Annotated in this window: 22 protein-coding genes and 1 pseudogene; 12 read left to right on the plus strand and 11 right to left on the minus strand. The window is 72.6% G+C overall.

Features of this window, described 5'->3' with window-relative positions; all coding sequences use genetic code 11:
* Positions 1–955, minus strand: a 955-nt coding sequence (locus tag FHG89_RS08130; RefSeq protein WP_139583749.1) for a DUF2786 domain-containing protein, incomplete at its 3' end; no start/stop codon positions are given.
* 226 nt (positions 956–1,181) lie between these two features.
* Between FHG89_RS08130 and FHG89_RS08135 the strand changes: the two are divergent.
* A pseudogene (locus FHG89_RS08135) lies at positions 1,182–1,618 on the plus strand (DUF2243 domain-containing protein).
* A complete protein-coding gene (locus FHG89_RS08140) occupies positions 1,615–2,463 on the plus strand; it encodes a cytochrome c oxidase assembly protein (protein WP_208760902.1) in 849 nt (282 codons plus the stop codon). Before FHG89_RS08135 ends, FHG89_RS08140 begins: the two are co-directional and overlap by 4 nt.
* 11 nt (positions 2,464–2,474) lie before the next feature.
* Here the strand turns inward: FHG89_RS08140 and FHG89_RS08145 are convergent, their stop codons facing one another.
* From FHG89_RS08145 to FHG89_RS08165, 5 genes are read right to left on the minus strand one after another with little or no spacing between them, the layout of a single operon-like run.
* Positions 2,475–3,596: a CaiB/BaiF CoA transferase family protein gene (locus FHG89_RS08145; protein WP_139583750.1), complete on the minus strand. Its 1,122-nt coding sequence runs from the start codon at positions 3,594–3,596 to the stop codon at positions 2,475–2,477.
* Positions 3,593–5,746: a 3-hydroxyacyl-CoA dehydrogenase NAD-binding domain-containing protein gene (locus FHG89_RS08150; protein ID WP_139583751.1), complete on the minus strand. Its 2,154-nt coding sequence runs from the start codon at positions 5,744–5,746 to the stop codon at positions 3,593–3,595. The genes FHG89_RS08145 and FHG89_RS08150 overlap by 4 nt, the downstream gene beginning before the upstream one ends.
* Positions 5,747–5,760: 14 nt before the next feature.
* On the minus strand, positions 5,761–6,975 hold the full coding sequence (locus tag FHG89_RS08155) for an acetyl-CoA C-acetyltransferase (protein WP_139583752.1): 1,215 nt from the start codon (positions 6,973–6,975) through the stop codon (positions 5,761–5,763).
* Positions 6,965–8,125: an acyl-CoA dehydrogenase family protein gene (locus tag FHG89_RS08160; RefSeq protein WP_139583753.1), complete on the minus strand. Its 1,161-nt coding sequence runs from the start codon at positions 8,123–8,125 to the stop codon at positions 6,965–6,967. The genes FHG89_RS08155 and FHG89_RS08160 overlap by 11 nt, the downstream gene beginning before the upstream one ends.
* 32 nt (positions 8,126–8,157) lie before the next feature.
* Entirely contained in the window at positions 8,158–8,976 is an 819-nt protein-coding gene (locus tag FHG89_RS08165; protein ID WP_139583754.1) for an alpha/beta fold hydrolase, read from the minus strand.
* Between the two features lie 419 nt (positions 8,977–9,395).
* Here FHG89_RS08165 and FHG89_RS08170 point away from each other — a divergent pair, with 419 nt between their 5' ends.
* On the plus strand, positions 9,396–10,052 hold the full coding sequence (locus FHG89_RS08170) for a TetR/AcrR family transcriptional regulator (RefSeq protein ID WP_139583755.1): 657 nt from the start codon (positions 9,396–9,398) through the stop codon (positions 10,050–10,052).
* A 26-nt stretch (positions 10,053–10,078) separates the two neighbouring features.
* Positions 10,079–11,542 carry a flavin-containing monooxygenase gene (locus FHG89_RS08175; RefSeq protein WP_244295253.1) on the plus strand — a complete coding sequence of 488 codons (1,464 nt, stop codon included), beginning with the start codon at positions 10,079–10,081 and terminating at the stop codon, positions 11,540–11,542.
* Positions 11,543–11,549: 7 nt separating this feature from the next.
* Here the strand turns inward: FHG89_RS08175 and FHG89_RS08180 are convergent, their stop codons facing one another.
* Positions 11,550–12,338 (minus strand): zf-HC2 domain-containing protein, encoded by a 789-nt coding sequence (locus FHG89_RS08180; RefSeq protein WP_139583757.1) that lies wholly within the window; start codon positions 12,336–12,338, stop codon positions 11,550–11,552.
* Between the two features lie 72 nt (positions 12,339–12,410).
* On the opposite strand from FHG89_RS08180, the gene FHG89_RS08185 reads away from it, so the two are divergent.
* The 7 genes from FHG89_RS08185 to FHG89_RS08220 all read left to right on the plus strand — a co-directional run bounded on the left by FHG89_RS08185 (position 12,411) and on the right by FHG89_RS08220 (position 22,021).
* Positions 12,411–13,451: a TRM11 family SAM-dependent methyltransferase gene (locus tag FHG89_RS08185; protein WP_139583758.1), complete on the plus strand. Its 1,041-nt coding sequence runs from the start codon at positions 12,411–12,413 to the stop codon at positions 13,449–13,451.
* Positions 13,452–13,881: 430 nt separating this feature from the next.
* On the plus strand, positions 13,882–13,971 hold the full coding sequence (gene kdpF / locus FHG89_RS08195) for a K(+)-transporting ATPase subunit F (RefSeq protein ID WP_036390805.1): 90 nt from the start codon (positions 13,882–13,884) through the stop codon (positions 13,969–13,971).
* Positions 13,971–15,626 carry a potassium-transporting ATPase subunit KdpA gene (kdpA, locus tag FHG89_RS08200; protein WP_139583759.1) on the plus strand — a complete coding sequence of 552 codons (1,656 nt, stop codon included), beginning with the start codon at positions 13,971–13,973 and terminating at the stop codon, positions 15,624–15,626. The genes kdpF and kdpA overlap by 1 nt, the downstream gene beginning before the upstream one ends.
* 20 nt (positions 15,627–15,646) lie before the next feature.
* Entirely contained in the window at positions 15,647–17,842 is a 2,196-nt protein-coding gene (gene kdpB / locus FHG89_RS08205; protein WP_139583760.1) for a potassium-transporting ATPase subunit KdpB, read from the plus strand.
* On the plus strand, positions 17,842–18,723 hold the full coding sequence (locus tag FHG89_RS08210; protein ID WP_139583761.1) for a potassium-transporting ATPase subunit C: 882 nt from the start codon (positions 17,842–17,844) through the stop codon (positions 18,721–18,723). Before kdpB ends, FHG89_RS08210 begins: the two co-directional genes overlap by 1 nt.
* A 71-nt stretch (positions 18,724–18,794) precedes the next feature.
* Positions 18,795–21,344 (plus strand): sensor histidine kinase, encoded by a 2,550-nt coding sequence (locus FHG89_RS08215; protein WP_139583762.1) that lies wholly within the window; start codon positions 18,795–18,797, stop codon positions 21,342–21,344.
* Positions 21,341–22,021 carry a response regulator gene (locus FHG89_RS08220; RefSeq protein WP_139583763.1) on the plus strand — a complete coding sequence of 227 codons (681 nt, stop codon included), beginning with the start codon at positions 21,341–21,343 and terminating at the stop codon, positions 22,019–22,021. Before FHG89_RS08215 ends, FHG89_RS08220 begins: the two co-directional genes overlap by 4 nt.
* Positions 22,022–22,227: 206 nt before the next feature.
* Here the strand turns inward: FHG89_RS08220 and FHG89_RS08225 are convergent, their stop codons facing one another.
* Positions 22,228–22,464, minus strand: a complete 237-nt coding sequence (locus FHG89_RS08225; protein ID WP_139583764.1) for a universal stress protein — start codon at positions 22,462–22,464, stop codon at positions 22,228–22,230.
* A complete protein-coding gene (locus tag FHG89_RS08230; protein WP_139583765.1) occupies positions 22,461–22,871 on the minus strand; it encodes a hypothetical protein in 411 nt (136 codons plus the stop codon). The genes FHG89_RS08225 and FHG89_RS08230 overlap by 4 nt, the downstream gene beginning before the upstream one ends.
* Before the next feature lie 163 nt (positions 22,872–23,034).
* Between FHG89_RS08230 and FHG89_RS08235 the strand changes: the two genes are divergently transcribed.
* On the plus strand, positions 23,035–23,790 hold the full coding sequence (locus FHG89_RS08235; protein WP_139583766.1) for a dienelactone hydrolase family protein: 756 nt from the start codon (positions 23,035–23,037) through the stop codon (positions 23,788–23,790).
* A 57-nt stretch (positions 23,791–23,847) separates the two neighbouring features.
* On the opposite strand, the gene FHG89_RS08240 is transcribed toward FHG89_RS08235, so the two are convergent.
* Entirely contained in the window at positions 23,848–24,951 is a 1,104-nt protein-coding gene (locus tag FHG89_RS08240) for an L-dopachrome tautomerase-related protein (protein ID WP_139583767.1), read from the minus strand.
* Positions 24,952–25,102: 151 nt separating this feature from the next.
* Positions 25,103–25,984 (minus strand): SMP-30/gluconolactonase/LRE family protein, encoded by an 882-nt coding sequence (locus FHG89_RS08245; protein ID WP_139583768.1) that lies wholly within the window; start codon positions 25,982–25,984, stop codon positions 25,103–25,105.
* Positions 25,985–26,044: the final 60 nt, after the last annotated feature.

Here is a 26,044-nt window from a genome sequence, read left to right on the forward strand (position 1 = left end):
AGCCGGATCTCGTCGTACCCCGGCAACGCCCCGACCCCGGCCGCCGCTCGGCCCGCCCCCGCAGCATCGCGGCGGTGGCCTGGACCAGCAGCGACGTGTAGAGCAGTTCCACCGCCACGAGATCCGCCGGCCAGCCCAGCACGGTGGTGAACCCCAGGTCGTCGGACCAGACCGCCTCGCACCGGTTCGCCGCCGCCACCTCCTGCACCAGCAGCGCCTTCGCGCCCGCGTACGGGGGGTCGGTGCTCAGGCGTACCCCGCCGGGCAGGTCCCCGGTCGTCGACCCGGCGGCCAGCAGCGCCTCGTCGATGCTGTGCCGGGCGATCAGCTCCTGCGCCTTGCCGGTCAGCGCCTCCGCCTCGGCCGGGAAGGTGGTCGACTCGGCCTTCGCCAGCAGCGCCCGCACCCGGTCCAGCATCGGGGAGCCGCTGCGGGCCGTACCTGCCGCGCGGGGTGTCGCCGCGCCGGTCGAGCCGGGCGGCGGGCGCAGCACCGCGATCGGCGGCAGGCTCTCCACCAGCGCGAGGACGTCGACGGCGGTGCGCAGCGCGTCGACCCGGTCCAGCCCCTCGCGGGTCGCCCAGCCGGCCAGCACGCCCCGGTCGTCGTCCCGGACGTCGGCCGTCAGCCCGCCCAACTGGTCGTCCCACCAGGTGGGGACCGGCTCGGCCTGCTCGCGCCGCTGGGCGGCCATCGCGTCGCGGACCAGCCGGGCCGCGCGGGCGTCGAGTCGGCGACTGGCGATCCGGTCCACGTCGACCGGCTGCCAGCCGCGTGGCCACAACCGCCCCAGGCCGCGGACCAGGCGACGCAGCAGCGCCGCGTCCACCGCCGTGCTGCCATCCGTCGCGCCGGTGCCGACCATCAGCCGGTCCAGCTGCCGTTCGGCCTGCCGTACGTCGGTGCCGCGCACCGCCGCGAGCGCGTCGGCGACGAGTTCGTCCGCGTCCGGCACGTGCACCTCCCTCTCGACTCCCCTTCAGGCTCCATGATCATGCCGCCAGCCGTGGGGGAGTCGCGAAACGGGGAGCCGCAAGGCATGGTCGACGCGGTTCGGGGTAGTTCGGGCCTGACCCGGCATGGATGCGAGGTGTGTGGTGGCCGATTCGAGTCTGCCCGGTGCACGCACTCTCGACGGTCGTTCCTCCACGCTCGCCGGCGTCCTGATCGGCGTTGCGGTCATGGCCGCGGTGGACGAGATCGTCTTTCACCAGTTGCTGGCCTGGCACCACTTCTACGACCGGTCCACCCCGTCGGTCGCCCTGCTCTCGGACGGGCTGCTGCACGCCGCCGAGCTGATCGCCCTGGTCGGCGGATTCTTCTGGTTCGCCGACCTACGGCGCAGGCGTGCCCTGTCGGCCTGGCCTGGGGCGGCTTCCTGCTCGGCGCCGGCGGGTTCCAGGTCTTCGACGGGGTGGTCGACCACAAGGTGCTCCGGCTGCACCAGATCCGCTACGGCGTGCACCTGCTGCCGTACGACGTGGTGTGGATCGCGGGCGGCGCGGTGCTGCTGCTCGCGGGCGCGGCCCTGGTCTGGCGGACCCGGTCCCGCGGGCGGGGTGACGGTGCCGACGGGGTGGGCGACGGCGCCCGCCGATCGGGCGACGGCCCCCGGTGACGCGGGCCGACCTGCCGGCCGTCGCGCACGCCGGCCACGCGGCGGAGAGCCCGTCCTGGTTTCCGCTGGTGGTGGTCGGTGTGTTGGCCGTCGGCTATCTGCTGGCCGCCGTCCGCGATCCGCGCGGCTGGGACCACCGGCGCAGCGCCGCCTGGCTGCTCGGCTGCGCCGTGCTGGCGGTCGCCGTCGGGCCGCTGGCCCACCTCTCCGACGACCCGCGCGGGCACATGGCGCAGCACCTGCTGCTCGGCATGGTCGCCCCGCTCGGGTTGGTGCTCGGCGCCCCGGTGACCCTGCTGTTGCGGGTCGCCCCTCTACCGACGCGTCGGTTGGTGGGCCGGCTGCTGCGCGCCCAAGGGCTGCATCTGGTCGCCCACCCGGTCACCGCCGCGCTACTCACCACGGGTGGGCTGGCCCTGGTGCTGCTCACCCCGCTGTACGCGACGGCCGAGCGCCTACCCGTCCTGCACCACGCCCTGCACCTGCACTACGTGGCCGCCGGATACCTGTTCGCCTGGTCGCTGGCCGGGCCCGACCCGGCACCCCGCCGCCCCGGGCTGGCCGTGCGGGTCGGCGCGCTGCTCGGCGCGTCGGCCGGCCACGTCGTGCTGGCCAAGTACCTGTACGCACAGGCCGGAACCCTCCCGCCCGGCCTCACCGACCGGGACCCTGCCGCATTCCAGGCGGCCGCCCAACTCATGTACTACGGCGGCGACCTGGCCGAACTCCTGCTGGCGGTGGCCCTCTTCGCAACGTGGTACCGCCGCCGCTCCCGGGCCCGTCCACTGCAGACGATCAAGAGCTTCGCGTCACGACAAGGCGGTGCGGTGACGCGAAATCCTTGATCAGCCCGAGGTCACTGCCACCCGGTGACGATCTCCTTGACCGGCACGACGTCCCGCTCGGGGTCCGGCGCTGGTGTCGGCCGGTCAGCCGGAGTGCGGTCGAAGCGGGGCGCCGGGGCCGGCTGGATCTCACCGCCCACCTCGACGAAGGTGCCCCGAGCGGCGTTGTGCGGATGCTGGTGCGCCTCGCCGGGGGCGAGCACCGGGGCGACGCAGGCGTCCAGGTCGGCGAAGACCGCCGTCCACTCGTCCCGGGTCCGTTCGGCGAACCGCTCGGTGAAACGCCTCCGCAGCTCGTCCCAGCCGCTCGGGTCGTACTGCGCGGGCAGGTCCGGGTCGTCGGCGAGACCGAGACCCGTCAGGAGTACGGCGTAGAAGGCCGGTTCCATCGCGCCGACCGCCATGAATCCGCCGTCGGCTGTGGCGTACGTGTCGTAGAACGGCGCCCCGCCGTCGAACATGTTGTGCCCGCGCGGCGCCGCCCACAGGCCGGTGCCGATGAGCCCGTGCAGGAACGAGGTGAGCAGCGCCGACCCGTCCACCATTGCCGCGTCGACCACCTGGCCGACCCCGGAGCGTTCCCGTTGCAGCAGTGCGGCCAGCACTCCGACGGCGAGCAGCATGCCGCCCCCGCCGAAGTCGCCCAGCAGGTTCATCGGCGCGTACGGGCGCTCGCCGGCGCGTCCCAGCGGCTCCAACGCCCCGGCGACCGCGATGTAGTCGATGTCGTGCCCGGCCCGGGCCGCCAGCGGGCCGTCCTGGCCCCAGCCGGTCATCCGCGCGTACACCAGCCGTGGGTTGCGCTCCTGGCACACCTGCGGGCCGAAGCCGAGCCGCTCGGCCACCCCCGGCCGGTACGCCTCGACCAGCACGTCGGCCCGCTCGACGAGGCTCAGCAGGTCCGCCACCCCGTCCGGGGACTTCAGGTCCAGCGTGGTGACCCGCCGGCCGCGCTGCAACGGCCCACCGGTCGGCGCGGCCAGCCGGCCCGCTCCCGGTGCGCCGGGCCGGTCCACCCGCACCACGTCCGCGCCGAGGTCGGCGAGCACCATGCAGCCGAACGGCGCCGGGGCGAGGCTGGCCAACTCGACCACCCGCACCCCGGCCAGCGGCCCGCCCCGCGCCGCGGTCACGCGACGCCCGACGGTTCGGCGGTACGGGCGGCGAGCCGCTGGACCAGGTCGGCGGGGGGCGTGAACCGGTCGCCGTAGCGGTCGGCCAGCTCGGCCGCGCGCGCGGCGAAGCCGGCCGGGCCGCCCGCGTACTGCCGGACGTAGCGGATCACCCCTCCCGTCCAGGCGGGGAAGCCGATGCCGAAGATCGAGCCGATGTTGGCGTCCGTCTCGGTACGCAGCACACCCTCGTCGAGGCAGCGCAGCGCGTCCAGCGCCTCGGCGAAGAGCATCCGCTCCTGCAGGTCGGTGAACGGCACCGCCCGGCCGGCGTCGGTGACCAGGTCGGCGAGGCCGGTCCACAACCGTCCCCGGGTGCCGTCGTCGTACGAGTAGAAGCCGCGCCCCGCCGCGCGGCCCGGCCGGTCGTACGCGTCGACCAGCTCGTCGACGAGCCGGTGCGCTGGCAGCGGCAGGAACTCCTCGCTGGCGGCTTCGAACTGGCGGCGGATCCGCTGGATCAGGGTGAGGCTCACCTCGTCGGCCAGCGCCAGCGGCCCGGTCGGGTAGCCGGCCTGCAACGCGGCCTGCTCCACCGACGCGGCCGGTACGCCATCGGCGACCATGCCGACCGCCTCGTCGATGAACCGGCCGATGACCCGGCTGGTGAAGAAGCCCCGGCCGTCGTTGACCACGATCGGGGTCTTGCCGATCCGCCGGCCCAGGTCGAACGCGCGGGCCAGCGCCTGGTCGCCGGTCCGTTCGCCGACCACGATCTCCAGCAGCGGCATCCGGTCGACCGGGGAGAAGAAGTGCATGCCGATGAAGTCGGCCGGCCGGTCCACGCCCTCGGCCAGCCCGGTGATCGGCAGGGTGGAGGTGTTGGAGGCGATCAGCGCGTCCGGTGCCAGCACCGGCAGCACCTCGGCGAACACGGACTTCTTCAGCGCCGGGTCCTCGAAGACCGCCTCGATGACCGCGTCGCACCCGGCGAGGGCGTCCACCTGGTCGGTGGTGGTGATCCGGTCCAGCACCGCGCGGGCGTCGGCCTCGGTGGCGCGGCCCTTGCGCACCTTGCGGGCCAGCAGCCGCTCGGCGTGCTCCCGGGCCCGGCCGGCGGCCTCCTCCGTGACGTCCTTGACCACCACGTCGAGGCCGGCGCTGGCGCAGGCGTACGCGATACCGGCGCCCATCATGCCCGCGCCGAGCACCGCCACCTTCCGCACCGGCGGAACGTCGACGGACGGTCGGGCGGCGCCGCCGTTCACGGCCTTCAGGTCGAAGAAGAACGCCCCGATCATGTTCTTGGCGACCTGCCCGGTGAGCAGGCCGATCAGGTGCCGGGTCTCCACGGTGAACGCGGTGTCCACGTCGACCTGCGCGCCCTCGACGGCGGTGGCCAGGATCGCCTCGGGCGCGGGCAGTCGGGCGCCCTTGAGCTGCTTGCGCAGGGTGGCCGGGAACGCCGGGAGCTGAGCGGCAAGTGACCGGCTGGCGGGTGTGCCGCCGGGCATCCGGTAGTCCGGCCGGTCCCACGGCTGCTTCGGCTGCGGGTTGGCCGCGATCCACGCGCGCGCCCGTTCCCGCATCTCCTCCGGCGTGGCTGCCACCTCGTCCACGATGCCGGCGGCCAGGGCGTCGGCCGGGCGCATCCGCCGGCCGGTGAGCAGCACGGTGGTCAACGCGCCAGCCAGGCCGAGCATCCGTACGGTCCGGGTGACACCGCCGGCCCCGGGCAGCAGACCCAGGGTCACCTCGGGCAGCCCGAGCCGCGAGTCGGGCGCGTCAAGCGCGATCCGGTGGTGGCAGGCGAGCGCGATCTCCAGGCCGCCACCGAGCGCGGAGCCGTTGACCGCGGCGACCACCGGGCGGCCCAGCGTCTCCAGGCGGCGCAGGTCCCGTTTGATGGTGCCGAGCAGGTCGGCGAGCGCCGGCGCGTCCTCGCGGGTGGCCCGGATCATCTCCGGCAGGTCACCACCGGCGAAGAACGTCGCCTTCGCGCTTGTCACGATGACTCCGGCGAGATCGGGCTCGGCCTCCAGCCGGTCGAGCACCGCGCTCATCGACGCGGCGTACGCCCGGTTCATGGTGTTCGCGGACTGGGTGGGGTCGTCCAGGGTGAGCGTGACGATGCCGTCGGCGCCGCGGTCGTACCGGATGGTGTCGGTCATTGTCGTCCTCCGGGTCAGCAGCGTTCGAGAACGGTGGCGACGCCCATGCCGCCGCCGATGCACAGGGTCACGACGGCGCGGCGCAGGTCGCGGCGCTCCAACTCGTCCAACGCCGTACCGAGCAGCATCGCTCCGGTCGCGCCGAGCGGGTGGCCGAGAGCGATCGCGCCGCCGTTGACGTTCACCCGGTCCGGGTCGAGGCCCAGGTCGCGGACGTACTTGAGCACCACCGCCGCGAACGCCTCGTTGATCTCGAACAGGTCGATGTCGTCGACTGTCAGCCCGGCGGCGGCGAGCGCCTTGTGGGTGGCCGGGATCGGGCCGGTCAGCATGAGCGTCGGGTCGGCGCCGGTGACCGCCGCGCCGACGATCCGGGCGCGCGGGGTGAGACCGAGGTCCTGCCCGACCTGCTCCGAACCGATCAGCACCAGCGAGGCGCCGTCCACGATGCCTGACGAGTTGCCGGCGTGGTGGACGTGCTCGATCGCCTCCAGCCAGTGGAACTTCTGCAACGCCACCGCGTCGAAGCCGGCCGCCTCGCCCATCGTGGCGAAGGACGGGGTGAGCTTGGCCAGCGCCTCCCGGGTGGTCTCGGGGCGGAGATGCTCGTCGACGGTGAGGATGTCCAGCCCGTTGCCGTCCCGGACCGGCACCACCGACCGGGCGAAGTACCCGCCGGCCCACGCCTTGGCGGCCCGCTCCTGTGACCGCAGCGCGTAGCCGTCCACGTCGTCGCGGGTGAAGCCCTCCAGGGTGGCGATCAGGTCGGCGCTGACGCCCTGCGGCACGAACGACGTGGCCAGCGCGGTCTGCGGGTCGGTCGCCCAGGCCGCGCCGTCGGAGCCCATCGGCACCCGGGACATCGACTCCACCCCGCCGGCCAGCAGCAGGTGCTCCCAGCCGGAGCGGATCCGCGCGGCGGCGGAGTTGACCGCCTCCAGCCCGGAGGCGCAGAACCGGTTGAGCTGCACCCCGCCCACCTCGTCGGGCAGCCCGGCCAGCAGCGCCGCTGCCCGCGCCAGGTCACCGCCCTGCTCGCCGACCGGGGTGACGATGCCGAGCAGCAGATCCTCCAACCGGCCGACATCCAGGCCGGGGTTGCGCTCGCGCAGCGCGTCGATCAGACCGACGACCAGCGAGATCGGCTTGACCCCGTGCAGCGCGCCGGTGTCCCGGCCGCGTCCGCGCGGGGTGCGGACCGCGTCATAGACGTACGCCTCAGAGGGCACGGGCGATCAACTCCTTCATAATCTCGTTGGTGCCGCCGTAGATCTTCTGGACGCGGGCGTCTGCGTACATGCGGGCGATCGGATACTCGGTCGTGTAGCCGTAGCCGCCGAAGATCTGCAGGCAGCGGTCGACGACCTCGCACTGCCCGTCGGTGAGCCACGACTTCGCCATCGCGGCGGTCGCCACGTCCAGGTCGCCTCGGCTGTGCCGGACGATGCAGTCGTCCAGGAAGACGCGGCTGACCCGGGCGCGGGTGGCGCACTCGGCGAGCACCATCCGGGTGTTCTGGTGGCCCATCAGCGTCTTGCCGAAGGCGCTGCGCTCCTTGGCGTACGCGACGGTCAGCTCGACCGCGCGTTCCATGGCGGCGACCGCCCCGACGCCGATGACCAGCCGTTCCTGCGGAAGTTGCTGCATGAGCTGGATGAATCCCAGCCCCTCGGCGCCGCCGAGCAGGTTGGCCGCTGGTACCCGCAGCTCGTCGAAGAACAGCTCGGCGGTGTCGTTGGCGTGCAGCCCGATCTTGGACAGCAGGCGGCCCCGGCGGAAGCCCTCCGGGTCGTCGCCCACCTCGCAGATCAGCAGGGAGACGCCGGCCGCCCGCTGCTCGGGGTCGGTCTTCACCGCCACGATGATCAGATCGGCCACGCCGCCGTTGGTGATGAACGTCTTCGCGCCGCTGACCAGGTAGTCGTCGCCGTCGCGGACGGCCCGCGTCCGCATCGCCTGGAGGTCCGAGCCGCCGTCCGGCTCGGTCATCGCTATCGCGCCGACCAGCTCCCCGCTGCACAGGCCGGGCAGCCAGCGTCGCTTCTGCTCCTCGCTGCCGTACGCCACGAGGTAGCCGGTGACGATGCCACTGTGGACGGCCAGCCCGAGGCTGCTCTCCCCGGAGTACGCCTGCTCGTGCAGCAGCACCGCCTCGTGGGTGAAGCCGCCACCCCCGCCGCCGTACTCCTCGGGGACGGACAGGCCGAGCAACCCCAGCTCACCGGCGCGCCGGTAGTGCTCGCGGTCCGGGTGGCCCTGCGCCAGCAGGCGTTCGGTGTGCGGCAGCACCTCCTTGGTGAAGAAGGTGCGGGCCAGCTCGGCCAGGTCGTCGTGCTCCGGCTCTCGCCAGGGCGAGGGGGGACCGTCGGGTGGGGGCATGTGCACCACCCTGACGCGCTGTTGGCGGCATGTCAATAAGTGTTGATCAGCAGCCGGGCACAGGCTTTCGGGTCGTCCGCGAAGGGCAGATGTCCGCAGCCCGGCAGCGGCACGTGCCGGGCCGCCGGCAGCGCCGCGCGGGCCCGCCGGGCCTGAGTGGGGTACGGCAACACGAGATCACGCGTACCCCAGGCGACCGTCACGGGGATGTCGTCGAGCGCGCCGGTCGTCTCCCGGCGGAGCTGCCATCCGGCGAACGCGGCGAGCGCCGCCGCGAAGCCGGGCGCGTCGGCCAGCGCCACCGCGGAATCGACGCACTCGTCCCGACCGAGTCGTCCCGGATGGCCGTAGAACAGCCCGCAGAACGTCACCCGCCCGGCCTGGCTCGCCAGCAGCCGGGGCAGTGCCGGTCGCAGCGCGATGGCCGCAGAGCGAGCACCCCCGACGGTCAGTTGGCACCAGCGTCGCCCCACCGCACCCCAGAACCCGATCGGCGAGAACGCGATCACCGAGCGGGTCAGCCCGCGCCGCCCCAACTCCAACGCGATGCCGCCGCCCAGCGAGTTGCCGGCCACGGCGGGCCGGTGCACGCCCAGCGCGTCCAGAAACGCGGCAACCCGGTCCGCCAGATGCTCCACCGACCCGGGCGAGGGGTGTGCCGGTGGCTCGGGCCACGGTGGCGAGGCGCCGAAGCCGGACAGGTCCAGCGCGATCACGTCCCGGTGCCGGGCCACCTCGTCGAGCACCGGCGACCACACCTGCCAGCGACTGCCGATGCCATGAATGAGCACCAGCGGCGGACCATCACCACGCCGCGAGTGGGCAAGCCAGTCCCGATCTCCTCGCCGCATCCGCCCACCCTCGCATGTCGGGTGCCCACCCCTGCACCCTTTATCAATCGACTGGTGGTCCACTCCAGCTCGCCGATATGGGGTGTCCGGGCGTGCGGACCCCTTTCTGCCCTGCGGTCCGTCATGTGATCACTGGTGCCTCTGCTGGCGTAGGTCTGAGGCGGCCAGGGGGTGAGGCATGGTCAGTTGTCCCTTTGCTCTGCACCTGCGGGCGCGACGGCTACGGTCTGCGACCGGTGCCTATTGGGATGCAGAGCAAAGGGAGTGGCCTGTGCACCCTCACCACGGCGAGGGCGGCTGGTGATCAGGGTCTTGCCTGGCCGGCGCCGCCCTGACGCAACGGTATTGCCCTGGTGAGCATCACCTGATCAAGGTGCGGGACGGCGGCCGGCCGATGGGCTGCCGCTAGGGTCGGGCAGATGAGTGTCGAGACGGCTCCCCGCCGCCGCCGATTGGAGCCGGACGCCCGGCGCGGGCAGATCCTGGCCTGTGCGGTCCGGTTGTTCGGCGAGCGGCCGTACGCGGACGTGTCGACCACCGACGTGGCCCGGGAGGCGGGCGTCGCCCGGGGCCTGGTCAACCACTACTTCGGCACCAAGAAGGACCTCTATCTGGAGGTCGTACGGGTCATGGTGACCATTCCCGAGGTCGCCGTGGAGCGGCTGCCCAAGGGGGATCTGCGGACCAGGGTCGATGCCAGTGTCTCGTGGTTTCTCGACGTGGTGTCGCGGCACAGCACCTCCTGGCTGGCCGCCGTCACGGCGCGGGGGATGGGCGGCGACGCCGACGTGGAACGGGTGCTCGCCGAGGCCGAGGAGGTCGCCGCCGACCGGATGCTCGTCGCCGTCGGACTGGCCGAGGAGGCGGAGGACCACGAGGAGTTGCGGGGGATGGTCCGGGCGTACTGCGGGCTGGCGACGTCCACCGCCCGGGAGTGGCTCCAGCGTGGCGCGTTGACCCGCGCGCAGGTGCATCTGCTGCTCACCACCACGCTGCTGACCATTGTGGAGCAGGTCGTCCCGCAGGTCATCGCCGGTGACGGTGCAGCGCGGTCGGCGCGCCCGGGCGGCCCATGACCGACACCGCACCAACCACTACCGCAGTGAACGGTGGCACCCAGCGTCGGGTCCGGGTCGCGGTCATCGGTTCCGGGTTCGGCGGGGTGGCGGTGGCCGCCGCGCTGACCCGTACCGGCGACGCGGATGTGGTGCTGCTGGAGCGGGCCGACCGGATCGGCGGCGTCTGGCGGGACAACACCTACCCGGGCTGCGCCTGCGACATCCCGGCGCCGCTCTACTCGTACTCCTTCGCCCTGAACCCGGACTGGTCGCGGCGCTTCCCGCCGCACTCGGAGATCCTGGACTACCTGCACCGCTGCGTGGCCGAGCTGGGGCTGACCGATCGTGTGCGGCTGCGGACCGAGGTCACTGACGCCTCGTGGGACGAGGCGGCCGCCTGTTGGCGGCTGCGTACCGCCGATGGCGCGGAACTGACGGCGGACGTGCTGGTGCCGGCGGTCGGTCAGCTCTCCCGGCCGGTGGTGCCGGTGCTGCCGGGCGCGGAACGGTTCGCCGGCCCGGCCCTGCACACCGCCCGGTGGGACCCGACGGTACGGCTGGACGGCGCCCGGGTCGCGGTCATCGGCACCGGTGCCAGCGCCGTGCAGTTGGTGCCGGCCATCGCCGACCGGGCGGCCCGGGTGACCGTCTTCCAGCGCACCCCGCCGTGGACGCTGCCCAAGCCGGATCGCCGGCACGGTCGGCTGGGCCGGGCGCTCTACCGGCGGGTGCCGGCGCTGATGCGGCTGCCCCGGGCCACGTTCTGGTCGGCCACCGTGGTCACCGGGCTGGCGGTGACCGGCAACCGGGCCGCCGCCGCGGTGCTGCGAGGGCTCTCGCGGGCGCAGCGGTGGTGGCAGGTACGCGACCCGGAGCTGCGCGCCAGGATCACGCCGGTGGAGCCGATGGGCTGCAAGCGGGTGCTGTTCACCAACGACTGGCTGCCCACCCTGGCCCGACCCGACGTCGACCTGGTCACCGAGAGGATCGTCGAGCTGACCGAGGACGGCGTGCGGACGGCCGACGATCGGGTCCACCCCTGCGACGTGCTGGTCTACGGCACCGGCTTCGCGGCCACCGAATTCCTGGTGCCGATCCGGGTCACCGGTCGTGCCGGCCGCCGGCTCGACGAGGAGTGGCGCGACGGCGCGTACGCGTACCTCGGGATGGCCGTGCCCGGCTTCCCGAACCTCTTTTTGATGTACGGCCCGAACACCAACACCGGCAACACGTCGGTGATCTACTTCCTGGAGGCGCAGGCCCGGTACATCGCCCAGGCGGTCCGGTTGCTCGCCGCCGGCGGTCCACCCCTGGAGGTACGCCCCGAGGTGGCCGCCGACCACGACGCGGAGGTGCAGCGCCGGCTGGCCGGGAGTGTGTGGACGGCGTGCCGGAGTTGGTACCGCACGGCCAGCGGACGGATCGTCACCAACTGGCCGGGGATGGCCGCCGAGTACCGCCGCCGCACCGCCCGGCTGGATCCGGCCGACTACGGGCGTACCCGTTGACGGCTGCTCAGGCGGCTCGCCGGTCGGTACGCGCCGCCGGGGCGGCGTACCGGTCGGCCGCCTGCGCCGGATACGACTCGGGGCGTACGACCCGCAGGGGCCGGTCGACCTCGTCCGCGCCGAACCGCCAGCGCGACGGCGTCGGCTGCCGCTGCGGCGAGGGCCCGCCGGGGCGCAGGCCGGGCCGGGACAGCAGCACGGTGATCAGGTAGCCGACCACCAGGAATCCGTGGCTGACCAGCCGTTCCCCGCCCACCGATCCGGTGGCCAGGTCGTTGACCGAGAGCAGCAGCAACGTGCCGACGAAGGCGCTGAGCATCGGCAGCAGACCGGCGGGCGGGCTGCGGCGTACCGCCACGAAGAGGAACCCGGCACCGACCGCCACGTTCCAGGCGGCAGACTCGTGCCACAGATGCTGGCCGGTGGGGTGCAGGTGGTCGGCGGTCGTGCCTCGGCCCACCTGGGCCAGGCCGAGCACCAGTTGCACCGCGCCGAGCAGTCCGAGTGCCGCGCGCAGCCCGGCGACCAGCGGGCCACGGCGGGGCAGGCGGGGTCGCCACCACGACCTGCGGGGCGGCGGTGCCGCCGCGGCGGCGGCCAGGATCGCCGCGGTCCGGTCGGGCACATCGGTGACCAGTCGGGTACGAATCCGGCGGGTCACCGAGGCCGCCGCGCTGAACCAGGCCCGGCATTCGGCACACCCGTCGAGGTGCCCCTGTGCCGCCGTCCGTTCGGCGGCGGTCTCCTCCCCGTCCAACTGCGCGGATAGGACCTCCCGCCACTGCTCACACCCCATGTACCGGTAGTCGCTCCGGCGGCCGCTCCGGTTCCCGGCGACCGGGACGCGTTGTGGAATACTCGCCGGACCATGACGCGCTACGGCCTGCTGATCCTGCCCGCCACCAACCGGGTGTACGCCCGCTCCGCCATCGACCTGACCCGGGCCGAGCTGGAGATCTTCGGCCGGTCGGCGCTCGACGGCCGGATCGGTGAGCTGGACACCGAGGTCGTCGGTGGGGCCTCCTACGTCACCTTCACCGGTGACGGGTTGACCGAGCGTGACCTGGCCGTCCTGGGTAATCTCTCCGCCGGGTACGCGTTGTTCGAGATCGTCGGCGAGCTGCTGCGCCCGATCGAGTGGAGCCGGCTGGACCGGTACGACGACGATCTGCTCACCATCCAGAAGTACCCGGGCAAGACCAACGAGCAGTTCACCAAGCTGTTGCTCAACGTCACGCTGCTCGCCTCGGACTGGGCCGGCGAGCTGACCAGCCGGCGGTTCCGGGTGCTCGACCCGCTGTGCGGTCGCGGCACCACCCTCAACCAGGCGCTGATGTACGGCTTCGACGCGGCCGGGATCGAACGCGACCAGAAGGACGTCGAGGCGTACCGGGCGTTCATCACCACCTGGCTCAAGCAGAAGCGGATCAAGCACCGGGTGCTGGAGTCGGGGCCGGTGCGTCGTGAGCGCAAGGTGGTCGGCCGGCGGGTGCGGATCGAGCTGGCGCCGACCCGCGAGGAGCACAAGGCCGGCCGGACGCAGCTGCTGGACGTGGTCAACGCCGACACGACCCGCTCGGCGGAGTTCTTCCGCCCGGAGACCGTCGACCTGGTCGTCGCGGACGCCCCGTACGGCGTGCAGCACGGCAGCCGTACCGCCGATCATGGTCTGACCCGCGATCCGCTGGCGTTGCTCGCGGACGCCGCTCCGGTCTGGGCGCGGCTGCTGCGCCCCGGCGGAGCGCTCGGCATCTCCTGGAACACCCATGTCGCCAGCCGCGACGACGCGGCGGCGGCCCTGGCCGACGCCGGCCTGACCGTGGTCGACGCGGAGCCCTACCGCGCGCTGCGCCACCGGGTCGACCAGTCGATCATGCGCGACGTGCTGGTGGCCCGCCGCCCGGCCTGACCCGGCCTCGCACCCCCCGCCGCGCCATGCGCCACCCCGTCCGGGTCGCGCATGGTCTCTCCCGTGCGCCCTTTGCTCTGCACCCGCGGAGGCGACACTCACGGTCTGTAGCTGGTGCCTCCGCAGGTGCAGAGCAAAGGGCGGACAACTGGTCTTGACCTCCCGGACCGCCGAGCGGTCTGTGCCGCATTTCACCTGTTCAGGTGCGGGTGTGAAAACCACGTCAAGAAAAGGTTCGCCTCCGTCACGGTCGCGTTATGACCCCTGCCGTCCGGCGGGTGGTGGGGCTTTGATTGCCCGGCGCGACCGGAAGGCGGTCGCGACGAACCTTTCCGGTATGAGGAGTCAGCGTGTCTGACGTGGTGTTCGTGGTCCTGACGGTGGCGCTGTTCGCGGTGCTCGCCCTGGTGGTCCGGGCGGTGGAGAAGCTGTGAACGCGGTAAACGCCGTCGGTCTGGTGCTCGCGATCGTCCTGGGCGCGTTCCTGGTGTTCGCCCTGCTGTTCCCGGAGCGCTTCTGATGACCATGACAACAGCGGGCGTCATCTTCGTGCTGACGCTGGTGGCGGCGCTCGTCGCCGTCTACAAGCCGTTCGGTGACTACATGTTCCGGGCGGTCTCCGGCACGAAGCAGTCGCGGGTCGAGCGGGGCATCTTCCGACTGGTCGGGGTCAACCCGGCCGCCGAGCAGACCTGGGGCGTGTACGCCCGCAGCGTGCTGGCGTTCTCCGCGGTCTCGATCCTGTTCCTGTACCTGTTCCAGCGGGTGCAGAACCACCTGTGGTTGTCGCTGGGGCTCGACCCGGTGATGACCCACGGCGCCTGGAACACCGCCGTCTCGTTCGTGACCAACACGAACTGGCAGTGGTACTCGGGTGAGTCGACGATGGGCCACCTGGTGCAGATGGCCGGCCTGGCCGTGCAGAACTTCACCTCGGCGGCGGTCGGCATCGCGGTGGCGGTCGCGCTGGTGCGCGGTTTCGCCCGCAGCCGCACCGGGCAGCTCGGCAACTTCTGGGTCGACCTGACCCGGATCGTGCTGCGGGTCCTGCTGCCGATCGCGGTGCTCGGCGCCATCGTGCTGATGATCGGCGGCGTGGTGCAGAACCTCTCCGCCGGCACCGACGTGACCACGCTGACCGGCGGCACCCAGACCATCACCGGTGGTCCGGTCGCCAGCCAAGAAGTGATCAAGGAGCTGGGCACCAACGGTGGCGGCTTCTACAACGTCAACAGCGCGCACCCGTTCGAGAACCCCACCACCTGGACGAACTGGCTGGAGATCTTCCTGATCCTGCTGATCCCGTTCAGCCTGCCCCGGGTGTTCGGCCGGATGGTCGGGCAGAACCGGCAGGGCTACGCCATCGCCGCGGTGATGGGCATCCTCGCGTTCGCCAGCATCGCCATCACAAACGTCTTCGAGCTGGCCGGCCACGGCACGGTCCCGCAGGCGGTCGGCGCGGCCATGGAGGGCAAGGAGGTGCGGTTCGACGTCTCGAACTCGGCCACCTTCGCCGCCGCCACCACGCTCACCTCGACCGGTGCGGTGAACTCGTTCCACGACTCGTTCACCTCGCTCGGCGGCATGATGACCATGGTCAACATGATGCTCGGCGAGGTCGCGCCGGGCGGCACCGGTTCCGGCCTCTACGGCCTGCTCATCCTCGCGGTGATCACGGTGTTCATCGCCGGGCTCATGGTCGGTCGCACCCCGGAGTACCTGGGCAAGAAGATCAGCTCGCGGGAGATCAAGTTCGCCTCGTTCTACTTCCTGATCACGCCGATCCTGGTGCTCGTCGGAACGGCGGCCGCGTTCGCCACCGGCAACAACTCGACAGCGCTCAACGTCGGCCCGCACGGCCTCTCCGAGGTGCTGTACGCGTTCACGTCGGCCAGCAACAACAACGGCTCGGCGTTCGCCGGCATCACGGTCAGCACGCCGTGGTGGAACACCGCGCTCGGGTTGTGCATGCTGCTCGGCCGGTTCCTGCCGATCATCTTCGTGCTCGCGCTGGCCGGTTCGCTGGCCCGCCAGGCACCCACCCCCGCGTCCGAGGGCACCCTGCCGACCCACCGACCGCTGTTCATCGGCATGGTCGTCGGCGTCACGGTGGTCCTCGTCGCGCTGACCTTCCTGCCCGCGCTCGCGCTCGGCCCGCTGGCAGAGGGGCTCTGACCATCATGAGGAACGAGGACATGTCCGTCACGTCCGCCCCGACAGAGCAGCTTCCCGGCACCCCGGCAACGCAGGGCAACCGGGCCGGCGGGGGCCTGCTCGACCCCCAGCAGCTCATCCGGTCCCTGCCGGACGCCGTCCGCAAGCTCAACCCGACCACCCTGTGGCGCAACCCGGTGATGCTGATCGTGGAGGTCGGTGCGGCCTTCACCACCGTCCTGGCGGTGACCGACCCGTCGGTGTTCGCCTGGGCGATCACCATCTGGCTCTGGCTGACAGTGGTCTTCGCCAACCTGGCCGAGGCGGTCGCCGAGGGTCGGGGCAAGGCCCAGGCCGCCGCGCTGCGGCAGGCCAAGCAGGACACCATCGCCACCCGGCTGATCGACTGGAAGCCGGGCGCCCGCGCGAACACCTACCGCGACGAGGCGGTGCCCGCGCCGCAACTGCGCCAGGGCGACATCGTGCTCGTCGAGGCGGGCGGCATCATCCCCGGCGACGGCGACATCGTCGAGGGCATCGCCAGCGTCGACGAGTCGGCCATCACCGGCGAGTCGGCCCCGGTCATCCGGGAGTCCGGTGGCGACCGCAGCGCGGTCACCGGTGGCACCAAGGTGCTCTCCGACCGGATCATCGTGAAGATCACCCAGAAGCCGGGGGAGAGCTTCATCGACCGGATGATCGCCCTGGTCGAGGGGGCCAACCGGCAGAAGACGCCGAACGAGATCGCGCTGAACATCCTGCTCGCCGCGCTCACGATCATCTTCCTGCTGGCAGTGGTCACCCTCCAGCCGCTGGCGATCTTCTCCAAGGCGTACCAGGCGGCCGCGCCGAACAGCGGGGCGATCACCGACTCCGGTGTCACAGGCGTGGTGCTGATCTCGCTGCTGGTCTGCCTGATCCCCACCACCATCGGCGCGCTGCTCTCCGCCATCGGCATCGCCGGCATGGACCGCCTCGTCCAGCGCAACGTGCTGGCCATGAGTGGTCGGGCCGTCGAGGCGGCCGGCGACGTCAACACCCTGCTGCTGGACAAGACCGGCACCATCACGCTGGGCAACCGGCAGGCCGCCGAGTTCGTCCCGGTCGAGGGGATCGACGCCGCGACGCTGGCCGACGCCGCGCAGCTGTCCAGCCTGGCCGACGAGACCCCGGAGGGGCGCTCGGTGGTCGTGCTGGCGAAGAACGAGTACGGACTGCGCGAGCGCGAGCCCGGCGTGATGCCGCACGCCACCTTCGTACCGTTCACCGCGCAGACCCGGATGAGCGGCGTCGACCTCACCCCGGACGCCAGCGTGGACGGCGGCGCGGTGGGCACGGCCCGCCGGGTCCGCAAGGGCGCCGCCGCCGCAGTGATGAAGTGGGTACGGGAGAACGGCGGCCACCCGACCGAGCAGGTCGGCGAGATCGTGGACGCGGTCAGTGGCACCGGCGGCACGCCGCTGGTCGTCGCCGAGCACGTCGACGGTGAGCCGGCCCGCGCGCTGGGCGTCATCCACCTCAAGGACGTGGTCAAGTCCGGCATGCGGGAGCGGTTCGACGAGATGCGCCGGATGGGCATCCGGACCGTGATGATCACGGGCGACAACCCGCGTACCGCGAAGGCGATCGCCGACGAGGCCGGGGTGGACGACTTCCTGGCCGAGGCGACGCCGGAGGACAAGCTCGCGCTGATCAAGCGGGAGCAGGAGGGTGGCCGGCTGGTCGCGATGACCGGTGACGGCACCAACGACGCGCCGGCGCTCGCCCAGGCCGACGTCGGGGTGGCGATGAACACCGGTACGTCGGCCGCCAAGGAGGCCGGCAACATGGTCGACCTCGACTCCGACCCGACCAAACTGATCGAGATCGTGGAGATCGGCAAGCAGTTGCTGATCACCCGTGGCGCGCTGACCACGTTCAGCATCGCCAACGACATCGCGAAGTACTTCGCGATCATCCCGGCCATGTTCGCCGGCCTCTACCCGAGCCTGGACGCGCTGAACATCATGCGGCTGTCCAGCCCGGAGTCGGCGATCCTGTCCGCGGTCATCTTCAACGCCCTGGTGATCATCGCGCTGATCCCGCTCGCCCTGCGGGGTGTGCGGTACCGGCCGGCCGCCGCGTCGAAGCTGCTCAGCCGCAACCTGCTGGTGTACGGGCTGGGCGGCATCATCGTGCCGTTCATCGGGATCAAGCTCATCGACCTGCTCATCCAGTTCATCCCGGGGATTTCGTGATGCGTCTACCCACCTGGATCGCCCAACACCTCGCCGCGCTGCGCGCCGTACTCGTCTTCACGGTGCTGCTCGGCCTGGTCTACCCGCTGGCTCTGGTGGCGGTTGGTCAGCTACCCGGCCTCAACCACAAGGCCGGCGGCTCGCTGACCACCTCGGGCGGGACGACTGTCGGCAGCGCCCTGATCGGCCAGTCCTTCACCGACGCGGACGGCAACCCGGTCGCCCGCTACTTCCAGTCACGCCCCTCCGCCGCCGGTGACGGCTACGACCCGACCTCCACCTCGGCCAGCAACCTCGGCCCGGAGAGCGTGGTCGACACCATCGCCACCGACCCGGAGGAGTCCAGCGAGAGCCTGCTCACCCAGGTGTGCGGGCGCAGCAAGGAGGTCGGCGAGCTCAACGGCGTCGACGGTCGGCGCCCCTTCTGCACCGACGACGGGGTGGGTGCCGTGCTCGCGGTCTTCCGCGCCGACGGTCTGACCGGCCCGGTCACCCGGGTGGTAAGCGTCAACCAGGCCGCCCCGGCCACCCCGTTCGTCACCTCGTACGAGGGGGTGCCGGTGGAGCCGGCCCAGCCCGGCGAGGACTACGTGGCCGCCGGCGGGGTGCTCACCCCGATCCGGGGCGACGCGCCCGCCGACCCGGCGGTCCCCGCCGACGCGGTCACCGCCAGCGCCAGCGGTCTCGACCCGCAGATCAGCCCGGCGTACGCCGAACTGCAGGTGAATCGGGTCGCGCGGGAGCGCGACGCGGATCCGGCGGCGGTCCGCAAGCTGGTCAAGGAGCACACCGACGGGCGTGGGCTGGGCTTCATGGGCGAGCCCGGCGTCAACGTGCTGGAGCTCAACCTCGCCCTCGACAAGCAGTTCGCCGCACGCTGAGCACTCGCGGGCGGGGCCGTGCCGACCGGGCGCGGCCCCGCCCGCCGATCTGACCAGGGAGGATGGTCCCCGTGCCACGCGGAGAACTGCGCATCTACCTCGGGGCCGCCCCCGGCGTCGGCAAGACGTACGCCATGTTGGAGGAGGCCCAGCGGCGGGCCGCGCGCGGCACCGACGTGGTGATCGGTTTCGTGGAGACCCACGGCCGTCAACACACCGCCGCGATGCTCGGCGACCTTGAGCAGGTGCCCCGACGCACGATGGAGTACCGGGGCGTCGAGTTCACCGAGATGGACCTGGACGCGGTGCTGGCCCGCCGGCCGGAGGTCGCCGTGGTCGACGAGTTGGCGCACACAAACGTGCCCGGTTCCCGCTACGACAAGCGCTGGCAGGACGTCCAGGAGTTGCTCGACGCGGGGATCGACGTGCTGTCCACGGTCAACGTGCAGCACCTTGAGTCGGTCAACGACGTCGTCGCGCAGATCACCGGCACCACCCAGCGGGAGACCGTGCCGGACGAGATAGTCCGGGCCGCCGAGCAGGTCGAGCTTGTCGACATGACCCCGGAGGCGCTACGCCGGCGGATGGCGCACGGCAACATCTACCGACCCGACAAGATCGACGCCGCGTTGGGCAACTACTTCCGGGTCGGCAACCTCACCGCCCTGCGTGAGCTGGCGCTGCTCTGGCTGGCCGACAAGGTCGACGAGCAGCTCGACCGCTACCGCAGCCAGCAGGGCATCGCCGCCACCTGGGAGGCCCGGGAACGCGTCGTGGTCGCGCTGACCGGTGGCCCGGAGGGCGAGACGCTGATCCGCCGGGCGGCCCGGGTCGCGGCCCGCAGCAAGGGCGCCGACCTGCTCGCCGTGCACGTGGCCCGCAGCGACGGCCTGGCCGGCGCCGACCCGGCCCAGCTGGCGCGGCAACGGGTGCTGGTGGAGAGCCTGGGTGGCACGTACCACCAGGTGCTCGGCACCGACGTGCCGGCCGCACTGCTGGACTTCGCCCAGGGTGTGAACGCCACCCAGTTGGTGCTCGGGGCCAGCCGGCGGGGCCGCCTCGCGCAGATCTTCGCCCGGGGTGTCGGGGTGACCACCACAGCGCTCTCCGGCTCGATCGACGTGCACCTGGTCACCCACAAGCAGGCCGGCAAGGGTCGGAGGGCGGCAGCCGTGCCGGCGGCGCTGTCCCGACGCCGTCGGCTGCTCGGCTTCGGCCTGGCCGTGCTCGGCATGCCGCTGCTCACCCTGCTGCTGAAGACCCTGCCCGACCTCACGCTGACAAACGACATCCTGCTGTTCCTCGCCGGGGTGGTCGGGGTCGCGCTGGTCGGCGGGGTGTGGCCCGCCCTGGTCGCCGCGCTCGGCGGCTCGCTGCTGCTCAACTGGTTCTTCACCCCGCCCTTCCGCACGCTGACCATCGCCGAGGCGGACAACCTGCTCGCGTTGGCCGTCTTCGTCGGGGTGGCCCTGGCCGTGAGCTGGATCGTCGACGTGGCCGCCCGGCGTACCCGGGAGGCCGCCCGGGCCGCAGCCGACGCGCAGACCCTCGCCGCCGTCGCCGGTGGCGTGCTACGCGGCGAACGCACCCTGACCGCCCTGCTCGACCAGCTTCGGGAGACCTTCGGTCTGCGCGCGGTGAGCGTGCTGGAGTTGGCCGAGGACGCCAGCGGTCGCCCCGACCGCGCCCGCGAGGAGCACGCCTGGCACGTCGTGGCCAGCGTCGGCGACCAGCCGCCCTGCACCCCCGAAGGCGGCGAGACGGCGGTACCGGTCGACGACCGGATCACCGTCGTGCTCTGCGGTCGACGGCTGGAGGCCGCCGACCGGCGGATCGTCGAGGCGTTCGCCGCCCAGGCCGCCGTGGCGCTGCGCCAGGAACGGCTCGCCGAGGAAGCCGCCACCGCCCGGCCGCTCGCCGCCGCCGACCGGATGCGCACCGCGCTGCTCGCCGCGGTCAGCCACGACCTGCGTACCCCGCTGGCGTCCGCGAAGGCGGCCGTGACCAGCCTGCGCAGCCACGACATCGAGTTCGACGAGTCCGACCGCGAGGAGCTGCTGGAGACCGCCGAGGAGTCGCTGGACCGCCTCGCCCGGCTGGTCGCCAACCTCCTGGACATGAGCCGGCTCCAGGCGGGCGTGCTGGGCATCTCGGCGACCGCGATCGGCCTGGAGGACGCCGTACCCCTGGCGCTTGACGAACTTGGCCCGGCGGCCGCGACCGTCGGCACGGACATCCCGGCCGACCTGCCGGCCGCCACCGCCGACCCGGGCCTGCTGGAACGGGTACTTGTCAACATCGTCGCCAACGCGCTGCGGTACAGCCCGCCCGGTCAGCCGCCCACGATCACCGCCAGCGCCCACGCCGGCCAGGTCGAGCTGCGGGTGATCGACCGGGGGCCGGGCATCCCGGAGGACCAGTGGGAGCACGTCTTCCTGCCGTTCCAACGACTCGGTGACCGGGACAACCAGACCGGCGTCGGTCTCGGTCTTGCCCTGTCCCGGGGCCTGGCCGAGGCGATGGGTGGCAGCATCACCCCGGAGACCACCCCCGGCGGTGGGCTCACCATGGTGCTGCGGCTGCCGGCCGCGCAGACCACCTCGGAGGGGCCGCAGGAATGACGCGCATCCTGGTCGTCGACGACGAACCGCAGATCCTGCGGGCCCTGCGCATCAACCTGCGCGCCCGCCGGTACGACGTGGACGTCGCCGGCACCGGGGCCGCCGCGTTGAAGGCCGCCGCCAGCCACCCGCCCGACCTGGTGGTGCTGGACCTCGGCCTGCCCGACATCGACGGCGTGGAGGTGATTCGGGGCCTGCGCGGCTGGACCACCGTACCGATCATCGTGCTCTCCGGCCGGGCCGGCAGCGAGGACAAGGTCGCGGCGCTCGACGCGGGCGCTGACGACTACGTCACCAAGCCGTTCGGGGTGGAGGAGTTGCTGGCCCGCATCCGGGCGGTGACCCGCCGCCTCGGCGCGCCCAGCGAAGCGGTGCCGGCACTGCGGATCGGCCAGCACACCGTCGACCTGGCCGACCACAGTGTGCTGAAGGACGACGGCACCGAGGTGAAGCTGACCCCCATCCAGTGGAGCGTGCTGGAGAAGCTGCTGCGCCACCCCGGCAAGCTGGTCAGCCAGCGTCAGCTCCTGCAGGACGTGTGGGGGCCGGAGTACCAGAACGAGACCAACTACCTGCGGCAGTACCTGGCCCAGCTGCGGCGCAAGCTGGAGGACGACCCGGCCCGCCCCCGCCACCTCATCACCGAGCCGGGAATGGGTTACCGCTACCGGCCGTGAACCGTTGACACGAGGACACCGACGGGTACGTGGTCGCCGACGCGGTCCGCTTCGTCCGCGCCTGAGCGACGCGAGGTGCCGCGTCGACCCGCGACGACCGTCACGGCCGCACGCGTCACGCAGTACCGGGTGACGCGGCCACGGGACCGGCCGAACCGACCGCGATCCGGGCTGCCGTCGCACGGTCACGTCCCGGGGCATGCCACCTACGCCGCGTCGACGACGCCGCGTAGGTAGACCAGCGCCGCCCGGTCGCACTCGTCCTGCCAGCGCCAGGTCAGGGTGCCGGGCAGCCACGTCGGCGCGAAGACCCACGCGCGGACGGCGTCCAGCTGCGCGCCGTCGCGGCGGGCCAGCTGCATCGCCCGGCGCAGCGCCTGCATCCCGGCGAACGAGCGGTCGACGCCCACCACGACCCGGTGGGCACCGGTGGGGCGGCTCATGCGGCGGACACCACCCAGGCCGGGGAGTCCGTCGCGGTACGCGGGTCGGCCGGCGTGGTCAGGTCGAGCGCGCGCAGGATGTAGTTGGCCTCCGCCACCTCCACTCCGGCGCGCAGGCGCAGATCGGCCACGGCGCGGTGCAGCACGGTGATGCTGTCGGCGGAGAGGCGGACCACGGCGTCGACGTCGGCGGCGATCCACCACGCCGCGACGGCGCACGGCTCGTGCCGCAGGTACTCCACCAGGTGACTGCCGGGCGCGGACGGGCCGAGCCGGACGCTGACCAGCGCCTCGTGCCGCCGCTCCGGCTCGTCCGTTCTGTTCGCGGGCTCGCCGGGGTCGCTGGCTGTGTCGGTGCCGGGTGGCAGGTCGCCGCGTTCCCAGCGCATCATCCGCCAAGGACTCATGGACCCATCGTCACCATCACGGGACGGCGGGGCACCAGTCGATACGCCGTTTCGACGGGCCACAGCCATTTCTTGACGCCCCGTTCACGCGGCTGCCGGCCGGGCCCGCCGACACGGCGAGTAACGTTCCGAACGGACCAAGATCGGCGTACGAGGAGGCACAGTGCTGACCACGACGGTGGACATCCCGACAAGCGACGGGGTCGCGGACGCAGCCCTCACCCGACCGGACGGCGATGGCCCGTTCCCGGCGGTGCTGCTCTTCATGGACGCCTTCGGCCCGCGCCCGCGCCTGGTCGAGATGGCGGAGCGGATCGCCGAGCGCGGTTACCTGGTGCTGACGCCCCACCTGTTCTACCGGGCTGGCCGGGCACCGCTGTTCGACCTGTCCCGACTCGGTGAGCCGGACCAGCGTGGCGCGCTCTTCGAGAAGATCATGCCGCTGGTCGGCGCGTTGACCCCCGAGGTGATCAGCCGGGACACCGCCGCGTACCTCGACTTCCTGGCCACCCGGGACGACGTCCAGCCGGGCCCGGTCGCCATCACCGGCTACTGCATGGGCGGCACCAACGCGCTGCGGGCCATCGAGGCGCACCCGGACCGCATCGCCGCGGTGGCGAGCTTCCACGGCGGGCGGATCGTCACCGACGCGCCGGACAGCCCACACCTGGGCGTCGAATCGATCACCGGCGAGGTGTACTTCGGCCACGCCGACGCCGACCAGTCGATGACGCCCGAGCAGATCGCCACGCTGGAGAAGGCGCTCGACGCCGCCGGGGTGCGCTACCGCTCCGAGGTGTACGCGGGCGCCCACCACGGCTACACGATGGCCGACACCCCGGCGTACGACGAGCAGGCCACCGAGCGTCACTGGTCCGCCCTCTTCGATCTCCTGGACCGCACCCTGCCCGTCAGCTGACAGCTGGCGTGCCCGCACGACACGCTTCCGCTCCGGCACTGTGGCCGGCAGGGCCGGTCAGCGGCGCAGCAGCACCGGGCCGGCGTCGATGCGGGTGCGGAACAGCGCGTACGGCTTGCGCCGCAGGTCCTGACCCCGCTGGTACTGCGGCTGCCGGTGCAGTTGGTTGGCGGTGACGTAGAGGTACTCGTCGGTGGCCACCGACATGGTGTCCGGCCAGAGCAGCCGCGGGTCGTGCACCAGGGTCTCGTACCCGCCGTCCGGCAGTCGCCGCAGCACCGCGTTGTGCTCGTACGAGGTGAGGTAGAGCCGCCCCGCGTCGTCGCTCTCCAACCCGTCCGAGGCGGTGCCCTTGTCGCCCTCGTCGACCACTGTCGCGGCGACCGCCTCCTGGGTGACGCCCGGGTCGGCCAGCGCCTCGGTGGAGACGCTGTACCAGTGCCGGGACGCCAGCGGGCAGTAGTACAGCTGGCTGCCGTCGGCCGAGATGGCGATGCCGTCGGAGCCCATGGACACCGGCTTCGGCGGCCCGTCCGCCGGGCGTTCGAGGAACGGCCGGCCCTCGACCACCGGGCGGAACGTCGTCAACGGCTCCGCCTTGGTCGACGGGTGGTCGTGCAGCCGCCGCCAGGAGGCCCCGCTGGCCAGGTCCACCACGATGATCCCGTTCGGCCCGGCGTTCGCCGAGTCGGTGATGTACGCGATGCCCGACTCGCCGCGCCGCAGGTCGAAGCGGACGTCGTTGAGGTACGTCGTCGGCAGCGCCACGTCCGGCGGGAAGGTGATCACCTGGGCGACCGTGTCGGTGCCCAGGTCGACCCGGACCAGCTTCGGGCCGCCCGGCTTCGTCGGCCGGAACATCGGGCTGCCGGTGTCCAGCACCCAGAGCCGGTCCGCCGGGTCCACCACGATGCTCTGCACCGACACGAACGCGCCCGCGTCGTCGTCACCCGACGGGTCGTTCCACGCCTGGTCGGGGAAGGGCACCTCCCGGCCGTCGCGCAGCTCGACGACGGTGGCCGGCACCTCGTCGCCCCACTTCGGGAAGTTGACGAAGATCCGACCCTGGTGCGAGACGCTCACCCCGGTCGGCATCGGACCGGTGAAGGTGTGCACCAGCTCCAGCTCGCCGACCGGCTCGTCGCCGACCGGCCCGTTCATGACGCCCACCCCGTGCCGCGCATCGGTTCGCCCCCCTGTCGGTGGGCCCGCCCCCACGCTGGTCGCGGGTGGCCCTGGGTGGCGTATTCCCGCCCGGGCGTCCGGTATGCCTCGCCGTCGTCGGGCTCGTCGCGTGTCCGCCGGGGAGCCGTCAGCCCACCGGCGCGGCGGCGCGCGCGGCGGGCAGGCCGGGCACCGGGACATCCACCGCGAGCAGCGCGCCGTCCTGCGGGCCCGCCGTGTCCAGCCCAACCCGGGCGGTGCCGATGAAGAGCCGGCGCAGGTCGGGGCCGCCCAGGCAGATGCCGGCCGGCTGCTTGGCTGGCAGCCGGATCTCCCGGTCGAGGGTGCCGTCGGGCCGGTAGCGGCGGACCGCGGAGGCGCCCCACAGCGCGATCCAGAGGTGCCCGGCCGCATCGAGCGTCATGCCGTCCGGGCCGCCGTCGGCGGGGGACAGCCGCAGGAACGGCTCCCGCCCGTGCAGGGCCCCGGTGGCGGGGTCGACGGTGAACCTGTCGATCTCGCCGCGTGGCGTGTCGGCCAGGTACATGGTGGTGCCGGTCGCGTCGAACGCCGGCCCGTTCGGGATTGTCAGCCCGGTCACCACGGGGACCGGGTCGGCGCCCGGGGTGAGGCGGAACAACGTGCCACCGCCAGGCGCCATCGCGTACGTCATGCTGCCGGCCCAGAAGCGGCCGTGCGGGTCGGCGACCGCGTCGTTCATCCGGGTCGGCTCGGGCGCGTCGGCGACCAGCTCGGTGACCGGTCGGGGGTCGCCGGTGGCGGGCAGCCGGGTGACGCCGGTCCCGGCGGCGGCCAGCCACTCGCCCGGTCGGTCGGCCACCGGGGCGACCGCGCCGAGCGGCACGTCGAGGCGGCGTAGCTCCCGCAGCGGGGTCGGGGCGTCGCCGTCGGTCTCCAACAGTCGCCCGGCCAGCAGGTCGACCAGGACCAGCCGGTCGTCGACCCAGCGCAGGCCCTCACCCAACTCCAGCCGGTCGGTGCTCCAGACGGTCGGCTCGGTCAGCTCCATCGTGCTCCTTCGAAGGATCGTCAGCGGACCGTACCGCCGGGGCCGTACCGCCGGGACCGT

The sequence above is a fragment of the Micromonospora orduensis genome (genome assembly GCF_006228125.1).
Taxonomy (GTDB): Bacteria; Actinomycetota; Actinomycetes; order Mycobacteriales; family Micromonosporaceae; genus Micromonospora; species Micromonospora orduensis.

Coding starts and splice junctions, on each gene's coding strand:
- FHG89_RS08150 (WP_139583751.1), bottom strand. CDS start 5,746: ATGACCGACACCATCCGGTACGACCGCGGCGCCGACGGCATCGTCACG.
- FHG89_RS08160 (WP_139583753.1), bottom strand. CDS start 8,125: ATGCCCCCACCCGACGGTCCCCCCTCGCCCTGGCGAGAGCCGGAGCAC.
- FHG89_RS08165 (WP_139583754.1), bottom strand. CDS start 8,976: ATGCGGCGAGGAGATCGGGACTGGCTTGCCCACTCGCGGCGTGGTGAT.
- FHG89_RS08170 (WP_139583755.1), top strand. CDS start 9,396: ATGAGTGTCGAGACGGCTCCCCGCCGCCGCCGATTGGAGCCGGACGCC.
- FHG89_RS08180 (WP_139583757.1), bottom strand. CDS start 12,338: ATGGGGTGTGAGCAGTGGCGGGAGGTCCTATCCGCGCAGTTGGACGGG.
- FHG89_RS08185 (WP_139583758.1), top strand. CDS start 12,411: ATGACGCGCTACGGCCTGCTGATCCTGCCCGCCACCAACCGGGTGTAC.
- kdpA (WP_139583759.1), top strand. CDS start 13,971: ATGACCATGACAACAGCGGGCGTCATCTTCGTGCTGACGCTGGTGGCG.
- kdpB (WP_139583760.1), top strand. CDS start 15,647: ATGTCCGTCACGTCCGCCCCGACAGAGCAGCTTCCCGGCACCCCGGCA.
- FHG89_RS08210 (WP_139583761.1), top strand. CDS start 17,842: ATGCGTCTACCCACCTGGATCGCCCAACACCTCGCCGCGCTGCGCGCC.
- FHG89_RS08220 (WP_139583763.1), top strand. CDS start 21,341: ATGACGCGCATCCTGGTCGTCGACGACGAACCGCAGATCCTGCGGGCC.
- FHG89_RS08225 (WP_139583764.1), bottom strand. CDS start 22,464: ATGAGCCGCCCCACCGGTGCCCACCGGGTCGTGGTGGGCGTCGACCGC.
- FHG89_RS08230 (WP_139583765.1), bottom strand. CDS start 22,871: ATGAGTCCTTGGCGGATGATGCGCTGGGAACGCGGCGACCTGCCACCC.
- FHG89_RS08240 (WP_139583767.1), bottom strand. CDS start 24,951: ATGAACGGGCCGGTCGGCGACGAGCCGGTCGGCGAGCTGGAGCTGGTG.
- FHG89_RS08245 (WP_139583768.1), bottom strand. CDS start 25,984: ATGGAGCTGACCGAGCCGACCGTCTGGAGCACCGACCGGCTGGAGTTG.